This window comes from Muricauda sp. MAR_2010_75, assembly GCF_000745185.1.
GTDB lineage: Bacteria > Bacteroidota > Bacteroidia > Flavobacteriales > Flavobacteriaceae > Flagellimonas.
This window is the reverse complement of record NZ_JQNJ01000001.1, coordinates 856,645-869,582: the sequence shown is the minus strand read 5'-3', so window position 1 is coordinate 869,582 and position 12,938 is coordinate 856,645. Positions and strand designations below refer to the sequence as shown.

Genomic DNA, 12,938 nt, shown 5'->3' with positions numbered 1-12,938 from the left:
GCATTAAAGGGGATTGCTTTGGATTTTGATTATTGGTTTTTTTGGAATTTTCCGTTATACTATTGCCAAAATATCGCTTTCGCGCATCATCAAATAGTCGGTCCCGTCCAATTTTAGTTCGGTGCCGGCATATTTTCCATAAAGAACAGTATCACCAACTTTAACGGTCACTTTTTCATCTTTGGTTCCGGGTCCAACGGCTACAACGTTGCCTTTTTGAGGTTTTTCCTTTGCGTTGTCCGGGATGATGATACCGGAGGCAGTTTTGGTCTCGGCCTGTAGTGGCTCAATAAGAACCCTGTCTGCCAATGGTTTGATATTAACTTTAGCCATATTTATAATTTTTAGGTATTTGTTTTAAAAATTCTCGAAACAAGTGGCAGAAATTGTGCCAATGCCCAAAAACTGACATTCTGGAAAACAAAAATGCCAGCTTGTCATTCAAGCTGGCATTTTTGTTTGCTTTGTCATTATTAATTGATGGTGTCCGTTGGATCGGAACTGTCAGCAGGTGGAAGTTGCTCGGGAACTTCCTCGGGCACTGTTTCCGGAACTGTGGCTTCCGTATCATCGCCCTGTAACAATTTTGAATCTGCTTGACTGTAACTTCCCTTGAGGGAAACGTTGGACAAAAGAATCAATACAATTAATAGGGTGGCCAGGGTCCAGGTACTTTTGTCCAAAAAGTCGCCGGTCTTTTTTACACCTCCCACAACTTGGTTTCCACCGCCTCCGAAAGACGAGGACAATCCACCTCCTTTAGGGTTTTGGACCATAATGACCAAGACCAACAAAAGGCACACGATAATGATCAATATCAAAAAAATTGTAAACGTGCTCATTTTTTATCTTATTCTTTTTCTTTCTGCAGCTTCTTCACCGCCCGAATTTGGTCTGCAAAGAAACCACTTTTTTCTGGATATTTCAAACTCAATATTTTAAAGGCTTGGATGGCCTTTTTGTACTTTTTTTGTTCTAGGTAAACCTTGGCCAACGTTTCGGTCATCAGCTCGTTTTTATCGAACTTCGTTGATGCCTTTATGTCCACATTTGCTTTTGTGTTTTCGGCCGGCACAATCTTTGGATTCTTTTCGAGAAACTTGTCCAAAAGGTCAAATTTTTTCTTCTTTTCCAGTTCCTCCATTACATCCTCCTCGGGTTCTTGCTCTGAAGTTTTGGAGGTCAGTTGCAACCATTCCGTAAAGGAGTGTTTTTCCTTTTTGGTAAAGGGAATGGGCTTGCCCAATTTTAAATCGGTTTCAGGAGTGGTTTCTTCCTTGGCCTTGATAGGTGCAGGTTCTTCTTTTTTATTTTCTTTTTCCGCATTGGGTTTTTCAGGAGTTTTGGATTTGAACAATGTAGGGTTCAATATCTGCTCCGCATCCTGAATGTTTTGGGGAAGTGCCACTTCTTCGGCCTCAACCAACATGGCCTTTATTGTTTCACTGGGTTCAATTTCTTCGGAAATGGCATCTTGCTCTTCCAGTTTTGACCGTCGCCCGGCAATGGTGTCGGCAATATTGTTTTGAACGAATTCCTGTGATGTGATGTAATCAAAAAGTACATCCCTGTCCGCAGTATGGGCGGCTGTAACTTTTAAGGCGTTGTTGTATTTATAGCTATCGAGATTTTTCAGCCCCTTTAAATGCAATGCGCGTGCTGCTTGAAAATAGGGATACTCCTCAATCATATCTTCCAGTTCCCGCGTTTGTTTTGGGGATAGGATGGTGTTCGAGTTTTGAAGAATCTGTATAAAATCCGATACGTTCATAAAATCTACCAATTTCCCAAGGAGGCATTAAAAATATCTTGGGTGAGCCGTTCAAAAATCTCTTCGTGCGCCACCGCCTGAATCGATGTTAATGAAGCCGCCGCATCAAAATCATAGAAAAAGGAAAAACGACGTTCAAAATCCGCATCTTCCTTGGTGTTGTTAAAAAACCGAACATTGACGCTCATGGTAAGTCGGTTTTGTGCAGTCCGCTGATCCGCCGTTGCTGTCATGGGCACCACTTTGTATTCCACAATTTCCCCTTCGTACAACAAATCTCCGTTGCTTCCCGTGAGGGATAGACTGGTAAGATTATTGATCATATCCTGCAAAGCCAAGGTAAAGTCACGGTCCAAACCAGGAACAATAACCGATCTTGGAGTCTGATCCGCATAATTCTGGAAGAAATTTACCTGAAACGTCGTGGCGGTTCCAATATCGGCTCCAGAAAAATTATAGGCACCGCAACCGTACAAACTCAGGACCAATGTAAGCAGTCCAACCTTAAAACCATTTTTTCTTTTCATTTTCATTTCGTGCACTAAAGTTGGCAATTTACAAATCGTATTGTTTTATTTTTCGATACAAAGTCCGTTCGGAAATCCCCAATTCGGCAGCTGCGGCTTTTCGTTTTCCACGATTGCGCTCCAGCGATTTTTTTATGAGTTCTATTTCCTTTTCTTGTAAAGATAGGGTTTCTTCTTCTTCAATTTCCTCGGCAAAATGATAGCGGTCTTCTTGTGGCTGGGGAATGCTCACTGGCTTTTCCACCACAGGTTCGGGTAAATGGAGAACTTCGGCCATACTGCTTTCTTCAGCTTCTATGTCCTCTTCTTCCTTATTTCCGTAAATTTTTCGGATCAAGGTTTCATTTTCTTCCTGCACCTTTTCAGAATTGTCGTGCTTTAATAGTTCCAAGGTGAGTTTTTTCAAATCGTTGAGGTCACCTTTCATGTCGAACAACACCTTATACAAAATCTCCCTTTCGTTGCTAAAGTCCCCTTCCTTTTTGGTCTGCCCGACCACCGCGGGTAGATTGGAAGTACTTGCATTGGGCAAATAGCTGTTCAAGGTGGTGGCCGAGATGATTCTGTTTTCCTCTAGCACCGAAATTTGCTCGGCAATGTTCCGGAGTTGTCTAATGTTTCCAGGCCAACGATATTTTGTAAGTAAATGGACGGCATCATCTTCCAAGCGGATGGTGGGCATTTTATATTTCTGGCCAAAATCCGAAGCGAATTTTCGGAACAGCAAATGAATATCGTCCTGCCGCTCGCGAAGTGGTGGGATATTGATTTCCACTGTGCTCAATCGGTAGTACAAATCTTCCCTGAATTTTTCATTTTTAATGGCCTCGAACATATTGATGTTGGTAGCGGCCACAATGCGTACATCGGTTTTCTGCACTTGGGAAGAGCCTACTTTAAGAAATTCGCCATTTTCCAAAACTCTGAGCAATCGCACTTGGGTCGTTAATGGAAGTTCCCCTACTTCATCCAAGAATATGGTTCCGCCGTCGGCTACCTCAAAATACCCACTACGGGTCTGTGTGGCTCCAGTAAAAGCTCCTTTTTCGTGACCAAACAGTTCACTGTCTATGGTTCCCTCGGGGATAGCGCCGCAGTTTACGGCAATATATTTGGCGTGTTTGCGGTGCGATAGGGAATGGATGATTTTAGGAATTGCTTCTTTACCAACCCCACTTTCCCCGGTCACCAACACCGAAATGTCCGTAGGGGCCACCTGCATGGCCTTTTCTATGGCACGGTTGAGCTTTACGTCGTTACCAATTAGCTCGAACCGCTGTTTTATTGATTGAATACTTTCCATTTATGTTATTCCTGCGGAGGCAGGAATCTTTATGTTTTAATTTGGATTCCGCATGAATGCTGACCATAGTCGTAGCACGGTGCGGAATGACAAACGATTATTAATTATTTTTTGAATGCCCCACTGCTTCGCCAATCAAAGTGGCGGAGGTGCATTCATTGATTTTTACATTGACAAAATCACCCACTTTATAGTGTTCTTTTGGGAAGACCACTACAGTGTTTTGCGAATTACGACCCATCCAATGGGCATCGGATTTTTTGGAAGTGCCCTCGATCAGGACTTCTTCGGTTTTGCCCAAATGTTGTTGGGTGCGATAATGGCTATGCTTTTGCTGTATTTCGATGATTTCCTGCAAACGTCTTTTTTTGGTCGCCTCGGGAATGTCATCTTCCAATTTTCGTTCGGCGAGCGTTCCGGGACGTTCCGAATAGGCGAACATGAAACCGAAGTCGTACTTCACATATTCCATCAAACTCAAGGTGTCTTGATGGTCCTCTTCGGTTTCGGTGGGGAAGCCCGAAATCATATCCTGACTTATGGCACAATCGGGAATGATTTTTCGGATGTTGTCAATGAGCTCAAAATATTCCTCACGGGTATGCAGGCGGTTCATCGCCTTTAAAATTCGATTACTTCCACTTTGCACGGGCAAATGGATGTAGTTGCAGATATTTTCATATTTGGCCATGGACTCGATGACATCCAAGGTCATGTCCTGTGGATTGGATGTGGAAAACCGGATACGCATTTTGGGCTGCGCCTCGGCCACCAGTTCCAAAAGTTTGGCAAAATTCACCGAAGTGGCCTTCTGTATATCAGAAGCCTTTTCAAAATCCTTTTTCAATCCACCGCCGTACCAGAGGTAACTATCCACATTTTGCCCCAAAAGGGTCACTTCTTTAAAGCCTCGTTCCCAAAGATCGTTCACTTCCTGTAAAATGGACTGGGGGTCACGGCTACGCTCCCGTCCCCGGGTAAAGGGCACCACACAGAAGGTACACATATTATCACAACCACGAGTAATGGACACAAAAGCCGTTACGCCATTGGAATTCAAACGCACTGGAGCAACATCACCATAAGTTTCGTCCTTGGAAAGGATAACGTTCACGGCATTGCGACCTTCATCAATTTCTTGGATAAGGTTGGGCAGGTCTTTATAAGCATCGGGCCCCACGACCATGTCCACTATTTTTTCCTCTTCCAGGAATTTGCTTTTCAACCGTTCTGCCATACAACCCAACACGCCCACCTTCATTCCAGGGTTGGTTTTTTTGACCGCATTGAATTTTTCCAAGCGCTTGCGAACGGTCTGCTCCGCCTTTTCACGGATGGAACAGGTGTTCACCAGAACCAAGTCGGCCTCATCCAAGATTTGGGTGGTGTTGAATCCTTCCTTGGCCAAAATGGAGGCGACGATTTCACTATCGGAAAAATTCATCTGGCACCCATAACTTTCAATATAGAGCTTACGGGTGTTCTTGTCGTTATTCTCCAGAGCCAAAGTGCTTCCTTGCTGGCTTTCGTCTATTATTTTTTCTACGCTTTCGTCCTTTATCATATTCGTGCAATGGGCTGCAAAGATAGTGCTTATTCCATTTTAGTGACAATTTGGCAGTAAATTTATTGATAATTGAAAGGCTTAGTCTTTATGGGCGGGAATGCTGATTTGAAATCAACTTAGCGGTAAAAATCACGTTATTGAAGTCACCATCGCCTCCAAGTTCTTCTAGAAATTCATGAAAATCTGTTACGGAATATTGGACAAAACCTGTCTTTCGCCTTACCCAAAAATAAGTCCATTGAGCTGAGACAATGTCACAAAATTGTTGCTGAGACATCCCTGATCGTTCTATTCCATAGGGCCAGATTTCTGAAACAACTGGAATACCGTAGGAAAGGATTTTTTGAGCACCTTGAAAAACATAACCCTCGTGTCCTTGAACATCAACCCATACTAAAGAAATGTTGTTAGGGTCAATATCCTTGAGAAGATTATCCAGTGTGTCGCTTTTAACATCTACTACTTTTCTTTTGGATTCCTTGAACAGTTCCCTTGTAGATGTTGGTTTCTGAATTCGGTGATCCCCCAAATTGGATTTGCTTATTTCCAATTGCAGAATAGATGCATTATCCGATACTGCATAATTCAAGGTCTTGAAAGCATGCTCAAGATTATTTTGTTTAATATTATGGGTAAGCACAGAAAAATTGTTGATATCGGGTTCAATGGCAATAGCATTAGACACCTCCCCATTTGTCAATGCACCTATAGAGATTACGCCATTGTTTGCTCCAACATCTACTATTGTGCCTTCCCCTTTATTGAAATATTTAGCATCCTGTAAAAACTTCATAACATCGTTGACAAAGCCAAACTCATAACCTTTATTTATGTAAAGAGATTTTGATATTGGATCTTTTGAACCGGGAGGTAAGGTGAAAACACCTTGATGGGTAGAAATGGTTATCGATTTTCTAAAGAACGTAAGACTTCTCCAAATCGTTTTTTTGTACCTCCTTGTAATTTTTCTAAAAATGTTCAACCTCAAAAATTTTAGTGGAGGCTGAACATTGTCAAAAATACTTAAATTTTAAGTAAACAGAAATATTTGTTTTGTAGGAAGGATAAAACATCTCCCCAAGTGCATTCAGAAAATAAAAATGATGTAAGTTGCTAAATAGGAGTAATTTGAAGCAGTGATATTTTTTCAATTTTATAATCTTCAGTGGTCTTCTGACGCAACTTAGTTTAAAATCATCTATCTAAAAGGAAAGATTTATCCAAAAAACAAACGCACATGAAAAAGAAAATTCTATTCCTGTTTTCCCTGACCACACTTTTTTTTATCTCCTGCGACAACAATGATGAGCCTGATGGTGAATATGCCGATTACATCGTTGCACGCCCGCTGATAATTGACAAGGCGGAATTTGCCACTAGTGTGGATATTATCGCTCCACGACCTATTCACGAATCTGGAAAGGTCTATACCTACCAAGACTACATTTTCATCAATGACATGTATCAAGGTATTCATGTAATTGACAATAGCAATCCTGAGCAACCTGTTAAGATAGCCTTTATCACTATTCCTGGAAACGTGGATATTTCAGTGAAGGACGATTATCTCTACGCAGATAGTCTTATGGATTTGGTGGTAATTGATATTTCTGACATTAACAATATTTCCTTGGTCAATCGACTGGAAAATGTGCTCTACGGAAATATTTTCTTTCCGTTTGAAGCCGATTTAGTGGAAAATGGAGATGTTAATTATGATACGGAGATGATCATCGGTTGGGAGACCAGTACAGAGCGCAGACTTAAATCTGAAGTTGAGCAACAAAATGGCGGTGTTATTTTTATGGAAGACTTTGCGCTTGCCAATGATGCTTCAGGTGGTACCGGGCAAGGGGGTTCTTTGGCCCGTTTTAAGATTGTAGAGGATTATCTCTACGCTGTGGACAGCCATAATATTAATGTGTTCAATATTTCCGATTTGGAAAACCCACAGAATTTGGACGATGTTTATGCTGGATTCGACATTGAGACCATTTTTTACAACGGTACCTATTTGTTTTTGGGCAGTATGCGTGGGATGTACATTTATGACATAACAGACCCAGCAGTGCCCTCCTTGATTTCGGAATTTCAGCACGGCACAGCCTGCGATCCCGTTGTGGTGGATGGCGACTACGCGTATGTAACTCTAAGAGGGGGCAACTGGTGCGGTGCCACCGAAAGCGGGTTGTTCATTGTGGATATTTCAGACATTGAAAATCCAGAATTGGCGGTCCAATATCCCATGGATGGTCCCTACGGTTTGGGAATCAAGGACGAGAAGCTGTTTGTTTGCGATGGTGATTCTGGGCTCAAGGTCTATGATAAAACCGATATCAATGACTTGATCGAGTTAAATCATTTTGAAAATATTGTTACGTTTGATGTGATTCCTCTGGAAAATCATCTGATCATGGTAGGGGATGGCGTGCTGTATCAATATGAGTATTTGGACAACGACATTAAGCTCATCAGCCAGATAGGGCTGGACTAAAAGCACTGTATCAATAATAAATATCCCGTTTTTTGCGGGATATTTTTTTGATTGCGATTTGGCAAAAAATCCAAAATCGAATTTTTGATATACTTTTGTTACCACAAAACCCAGTGCATGCCAAAGAATTTAGTTATTGTTGAGTCCCCCGCAAAGGCAAAGACCATAGAACGTTTTCTCGGAAAAGAATACCAAGTTGAATCTAGTTTCGGACATATCGTAGACCTTCCGTCCAAAGAACTTGGGGTTGATGTAGAAAACGACTTTAAGCCAAAATATACGGTAGACAAGGAGAAAAAAGCCTTGGTTAAAAAACTTAAGGACCTCGCCGAAAAAGCAGACACCATCTGGTTGGCCAGTGATGAGGACCGGGAGGGAGAGGCCATTTCTTGGCACTTGGCCGAAGAGCTGAAGTTGGACAAGAGTAAGGTAAAACGAATTGTTTTCAACTCCATTACCAAGTCAGCGATCCAAAAGGCCATAGAAAATCCGAGGGAAATCAATTATAATTTGGTGAATGCGCAACAGGCCCGAAGGGTCTTGGACCGATTGGTGGGCTATGAACTTTCACCGGTATTGTGGAAAAAAATAAAACCTGGGCTTTCGGCAGGCCGGGTACAGTCGGTAGCGGTGCGATTGATCGTGGAGCGCGAACGTGAGATTGATGCCTTTACACCAGAAGCGTCATTCCGAATCAAAGCTGAGTTTAAAACTGCGGACGGGAACGTGTTTTCAGCACGACTCAACAAAACCTTTTCAGACAAGGAAGCAGCAGAGGCTTTCTTGAAACAAAATATGGGGGCTGATTTTTCGGTGGCCAACTTGGACAAAAAACCGGCCAAAAAATCGCCCGCACCACCTTTTACCACATCCACTTTACAGCAAGAGGCGTCCCGTAAGCTGTATTTTTCGGTGAGCAGAACCATGCAAGTGGCCCAGCGATTGTACGAAGCCGGTCTCATTACCTATATGCGAACGGATAGCGTAAACCTATCCAATGAGGCATTGGGCGCGGCGAAAGATGCCATTATTGAGAATTATGGGGATTCGTACAGCCAAGTGCGGAATTACACGGGTAAATCCAAAGGGGCCCAAGAGGCGCACGAGGCCATTCGCCCCACAGATATGAAATTACAATCCCCCTCGTTGGAGCGGGACCAATCAAAATTATATGAACTGATTTGGAAACGAACCCTGGCCTCGCAAATGAGCGATGCCCAGTTGGAACGTACCAATGTCAAGATTCAGGCCAACAAGCACCAAGAGGAATTTACCGCCAACGGAGAGGTGGTAAAGTTTGATGGTTTCCTGAAAGTGTATTTGGAAGGAACTGACGAAGAGGACAGTGCCGAGGAACAAGAAGGAATGCTTCCGGCCATGCAGGTAGGTGAGGCGTTGCAAAATGTTTTCATTTCTGCAACGGAACGATTTACAAGACCACCGTATCGCTATACGGAAGCCTCCTTGGTGAAAAAATTGGAAGAGTTGGGCATTGGAAGACCATCAACCTATGCTCCCACCATTTCCACTATTCAAAATCGAGGATATGTGGAGAAAGGAAGTGTGGAAGGTACGGAACGCAATTATCTTCAATTGGTTTTGGAGGAAGGAAAACTTTCGGAGAAGAAATTATCCGAAATGGTCGGTTCAGATAAGGGCAAGTTGGTGCCCACCGATATAGGAATGATCGTGAACGATTTTTTGGTGAGCCACTTTACCAAAATCCTCGATTATAATTTTACCGCCCAGGTAGAAGAAGATTTTGATGAAATTGCTGCCGGGGATGAGGATTGGCAACATATGATGAAATCCTTTTACAAGGAATTCCACCCCAACGTATTGGAGGTTGAGGAAAACGCCGAACGTGCCAGTGGAGAGCGTGTTTTGGGTGTTGATCCAAAATCGGGTCGACAAGTAGCCGCCAGATTGGGCCGATTTGGTCCCATGGTTCAGATTGGAACCGTGGATGAAGAAGAAAAACCTTTGTTCGCAAGCCTGTTGCCCGATCAGTCCATCAATACCATCACCTTTGAAGAGGCCATGGAGCTTTTTCAACTCCCCAGAAAATTGGGCGAATATAAAGGAGAAGAGATTGAGGCGAACGTGGGGCGATATGGCCCCTATGTTCGATTTGGAAAAAAATTCATTTCACTGGGTCAGGGCGAAAGTGCTTTTGATGTAGATTTGGATAGGGCCATTGAATTGATCAAGGAAAAGGAAAAAGCGGATGCACCCATTGCCAGTTACGAGGGCAAAGAGGTTACCAAAGGTAAAGGACGGTTTGGGCCTTTCATTAAATGGGATGGAATGTTCATCAACGTGAACAAAAAATACGATTTTGACAACCTTTCCCAGTCCGACATTGAGGAACTTATTGAAGATAAAAAGAAAAAAGAGGCCGAAAAGGTAGTGCAGGAATGGCCCGAGGAGAAAATCCGTATAGAAAAAGCTCGTTGGGGAAGGCACAATATCATAAAAGGTAGGGTAAAGGTGGAACTGTCCAAAGATGTGGATGCCTCCAAAGTCTCGCTGGAAGAAGCCAAGGCCCTTTTGGAAAAGAAAACCCCTAAGAAAAAAGCCAAGTCAAAAGCTAAGAAATAATATGGCATTCGATTTTTTGGTTCCTGTGAAGGACAAAGTGTTGGCACATTCCGAGTTGCTGCCACAACAGTCATTGGGCAAGAACATTCATGTGCACACCGAAAAGGACGGACTTCCCGTCTTTGCCCATGCCGATGTTGCCATTTTTGGGGTGCTGGAATCCAGAAACGCATTTGAGAAAAAGACTGAACTATTGGATGTGGATGAAATCCGTATCCAACTCTATCGCCTTATGATGGGTAACTGGAACTCCACCATCATCGATATAGGCGATGTGGAAGAGGGTGATACGGTCGAGGACACCTACTTTGTGGTCAAAGAGATTGTGGCAGGCCTTCTGGAAGAAAATATCATACCTATTATAATAGGATGTACCCAGGATATAACCTTTCCCACCTATCGGGCTTTTGACAAGATCAAGGAAATGGTGAACTTGGTCTCCATTGACAGCCGGTTTGATTTTGGTGAGGACGACGAATTGATTTCCTCACACTCTTACATGAGTAGAATCATTACCGATAAGCCCAATAATCTTTTCAACTTTTCCAATATTGGCTACCAAAGCTATTTTAATGCCCAAGAAGAAATAGACCTTATGGAGCGCCTTTTCTTTGATGCCTACCGGTTGGGAGAAATAGCTGCGGATATAGAGTTGACCGAACCGGTCTTGCGGAGCAGCGATATTGTGAGCCTGGACCTTCGTGCCATTCGTGCCAGCGAAATGGGACTGTCCAAAAACTTTTCGCCCAACGGTTTTACCGGGAGGGAAATCTGCACCATTGCCCGATATGCCGGTATCAGTGACCGGGTATCGTTATTTGGCATCTACGAGGGGGAGAACTCCCATCAGGCCTTTCAAATGATTGCACAGATCATCTGGTACTTTATAGAGGGGTTGAGCTTTAGGGTCAAGGAAACCCCAACTTCACAAAGTGAGGATTTTACCAAATTCACCGTGCCCACGGATACTGAGGAGCTGGTCTTCTATAAAAGCCATGTTACCGAACGCTGGTGGGTGGAAGTCCCATCAATTTTACCTGAACATACTAAAACAAATTCGGTTGCGTTATTACCTTGCACCGAGGGGGACTATTTGGATGCTTGCAACCAAAACATTCCAGAAAGGTGGTTCAAGGCCTACAGAAAGGGCTTTAACTAAATAAATTAATTTTTGGCATTAATTGATTTTACACAATAATTCATTCAAAAAGTAGTTTTGAGAGTAATGAATTTGTGTAGAGCAGTTTATAATCTTGAATCGAATAATTTAACCTAAAGTATGAGAAAGCTATTCTTATCATCTATAGCACTTGTTTTTTTGCTTAGCAGTTGTGGCTCAAAATCAAGGTCAAAAGGTGAGTTGGTTGGGGCCCCTGGAAAAAAATGGCATCCGGAGAAACCGTATGGAATGGAACTTATTCCTCGTGGCGCCTTCGTAATGGGAAAAGCCGAAGAGGATCAAGCAAAAGTTTTGAACGCACCCACAAGAACGGTTACCGTACGTTCTTTTTATATGGATGACACGGAAATCACAAATAGTGAGTACCGTCAGTTTGTAGAGTGGGTGAAAGATTCCATTGTAAGGACCAAATTGGCCATTTTGGCCGACGAACTGGGCATAAGCTCAGAAGACGAAGGTATTGGTGAGTATGCTTTTAAAGATACAGATACCACCGAACTTTCCGTGTACGACAAGTATATGCTCGACAATTATGCCGGACTTGGAGAGACCGGATATGAAGGAAGAGCATTGAACAAGGATGTAGACTTGGTATGGGACACTTCGGAGTATCCGGACGAGTACTATGCTGAGGTTATGGATTCCATTTATCTTCCTGAAGAGGAAAGTTATAATGGGTTGAGGTCCATTGACGTGACCCAGTTAAAATACAAATACAACTGGATGGACATTGAGGCTGCGGCCCGTGCCAGAACCGGTAGTAGAAAAGACTTTATTAAACAAGAGGAATTGGAGATTTATCCAGATACCACTGTGTGGATCAGGGATTTTGAATATTCCTACAACGAACCCATGCACAATGATTATTTTTGGCACGATGCATACAGTGATTACCCTGTTGTAGGGGTCAACTGGATGCAGGCCAAAGCATTTTGCAATTGGAGGACCAAGTTTAAGAACGACGACCAAAAAAGCCGAGGTAAGCAATTCGTGAACCAATTTAGATTGCCTACCGAAGCTGAATGGGAGTATGCCGCTAGAGGTGGTATTGAAGGAGGATCGTACCCTTGGGGTGGTCCGTATGTGATCAGTGATACCGGTTGCTTTATGGCCAACTTTAAGCCACAAAGAGGTGATTACGCCGCAGATGCTGCCTTATACACTGTAGAGGCAAAATCTTTTGAGCCAAACGATTACAACCTGTACAACATGGCCGGTAACGTTTCTGAATGGACCAACTCAAGCTTTGATCCAGGTGCTTACGAATATTTGTCCACCATGAACCCAAACATTGGTTCCCAAGACAATAAACGTAAGGTGATCCGAGGTGGTTCTTGGAAAGATGTTGCCTACTTCCTTCAGGTAAGTACCCGGGATTATGAATACCAAGATTCCGCAAGAAGCTATATCGGATTCAGAACGGTACAGGATTATATGGGAGAGGAAGATTCCACCAACGGAGCTAGAAGCGGATTATAGAAATTAAAAAGAGAGA

11 protein-coding genes are annotated in these 12,938 nt (G+C 43.1%); 4 read left to right on the top strand and 7 right to left on the bottom strand.

The genetic code is table 11. The features are described 5' to 3' along the window. Positions 1-54: 54 nt before the first annotated feature. The 7 genes from groES to FG28_RS03835 all read right to left on the bottom strand — a co-directional run bounded on the left by groES (position 55) and on the right by FG28_RS03835 (position 5,961). Positions 55-333 (bottom strand): co-chaperone GroES, encoded by a 279-nt coding sequence (gene groES, locus FG28_RS03865; protein ID WP_036380142.1) that lies wholly within the window; start codon positions 331-333, stop codon positions 55-57. 140 nt (positions 334-473) lie between these two features. Then, complete coding sequence (gene secG / locus FG28_RS03860) at positions 474-842, bottom strand: preprotein translocase subunit SecG (RefSeq protein WP_036380139.1); 369 nt, start codon at positions 840-842, stop codon at positions 474-476. Between the two features lie 8 nt (positions 843-850). Then, complete coding sequence (locus tag FG28_RS03855; RefSeq protein ID WP_036380137.1) at positions 851-1,771, bottom strand: hypothetical protein; 921 nt, start codon at positions 1,769-1,771, stop codon at positions 851-853. 5 nt (positions 1,772-1,776) lie between these two features. Next, complete coding sequence (locus FG28_RS03850) at positions 1,777-2,304, bottom strand: LptE family protein (RefSeq protein WP_036380135.1); 528 nt, start codon at positions 2,302-2,304, stop codon at positions 1,777-1,779. Positions 2,305-2,326: 22 nt separating this feature from the next. After that, positions 2,327-3,601: a sigma-54-dependent Fis family transcriptional regulator gene (locus FG28_RS03845; protein WP_036380133.1), complete on the bottom strand. Its 1,275-nt coding sequence runs from the start codon at positions 3,599-3,601 to the stop codon at positions 2,327-2,329. Between the two features lie 100 nt (positions 3,602-3,701). After that, the gene (gene miaB / locus FG28_RS03840) at positions 3,702-5,165 is read right to left on the bottom strand and encodes a tRNA (N6-isopentenyl adenosine(37)-C2)-methylthiotransferase MiaB (protein ID WP_036380131.1); all 1,464 of its coding nucleotides are present in this window, start codon (positions 5,163-5,165) and stop codon (positions 3,702-3,704) included. A gap of 88 nt (positions 5,166-5,253) precedes the next feature. Next, positions 5,254-5,961 (bottom strand): FkbM family methyltransferase, encoded by a 708-nt coding sequence (locus FG28_RS03835; protein WP_156102198.1) that lies wholly within the window; start codon positions 5,959-5,961, stop codon positions 5,254-5,256. Between the two features lie 444 nt (positions 5,962-6,405). Between FG28_RS03835 and FG28_RS03830 the strand changes: the two genes are divergently transcribed. From FG28_RS03830 to gldK, 4 genes are all read left to right on the top strand, one after another. After that, positions 6,406-7,662, top strand: a complete 1,257-nt coding sequence (locus tag FG28_RS03830) for an LVIVD repeat-containing protein (protein WP_036380128.1) — start codon at positions 6,406-6,408, stop codon at positions 7,660-7,662. 117 nt (positions 7,663-7,779) lie between these two features. Next, positions 7,780-10,263, top strand: a complete 2,484-nt coding sequence (gene topA, locus FG28_RS03825) for a type I DNA topoisomerase (RefSeq protein WP_036386129.1) — start codon at positions 7,780-7,782, stop codon at positions 10,261-10,263. A 1-nt stretch (position 10,264) separates the two neighbouring features. Continuing rightward, positions 10,265-11,422 (top strand): formimidoylglutamase, encoded by a 1,158-nt coding sequence (locus FG28_RS03820; protein WP_036380127.1) that lies wholly within the window; start codon positions 10,265-10,267, stop codon positions 11,420-11,422. Positions 11,423-11,542: 120 nt separating this feature from the next. Continuing rightward, positions 11,543-12,922, top strand: a complete 1,380-nt coding sequence (gene gldK, locus FG28_RS03815; RefSeq protein ID WP_036380124.1) for a gliding motility lipoprotein GldK — start codon at positions 11,543-11,545, stop codon at positions 12,920-12,922. Positions 12,923-12,938: the final 16 nt, after the last annotated feature.

Excerpts from the sequence above, each read along its gene's own strand:
- groES (WP_036380142.1), bottom strand. The coding sequence starts at position 333 with ATGGCTAAAGTTAATATCAAACCATTGGCAGACAGGGTTCTTATTGAG.
- secG (WP_036380139.1), bottom strand. The coding sequence starts at position 842 with ATGAGCACGTTTACAATTTTTTTGATATTGATCATTATCGTGTGCCTT.
- FG28_RS03855 (WP_036380137.1), bottom strand. The coding sequence starts at position 1,771 with ATGAACGTATCGGATTTTATACAGATTCTTCAAAACTCGAACACCATC.
- FG28_RS03850 (WP_036380135.1), bottom strand. The coding sequence starts at position 2,304 with ATGAAAATGAAAAGAAAAAATGGTTTTAAGGTTGGACTGCTTACATTG.
- FG28_RS03845 (WP_036380133.1), bottom strand. The coding sequence starts at position 3,601 with ATGGAAAGTATTCAATCAATAAAACAGCGGTTCGAGCTAATTGGTAAC.
- miaB (WP_036380131.1), bottom strand. The coding sequence starts at position 5,165 with ATGATAAAGGACGAAAGCGTAGAAAAAATAATAGACGAAAGCCAGCAA.
- FG28_RS03835 (WP_156102198.1), bottom strand. The coding sequence starts at position 5,961 with ATGAAGTTTTTACAGGATGCTAAATATTTCAATAAAGGGGAAGGCACA.
- FG28_RS03830 (WP_036380128.1), top strand. The coding sequence starts at position 6,406 with ATGAAAAAGAAAATTCTATTCCTGTTTTCCCTGACCACACTTTTTTTT.
- topA (WP_036386129.1), top strand. The coding sequence starts at position 7,780 with ATGCCAAAGAATTTAGTTATTGTTGAGTCCCCCGCAAAGGCAAAGACC.
- FG28_RS03820 (WP_036380127.1), top strand. The coding sequence starts at position 10,265 with ATGGCATTCGATTTTTTGGTTCCTGTGAAGGACAAAGTGTTGGCACAT.
- gldK (WP_036380124.1), top strand. The coding sequence starts at position 11,543 with ATGAGAAAGCTATTCTTATCATCTATAGCACTTGTTTTTTTGCTTAGC.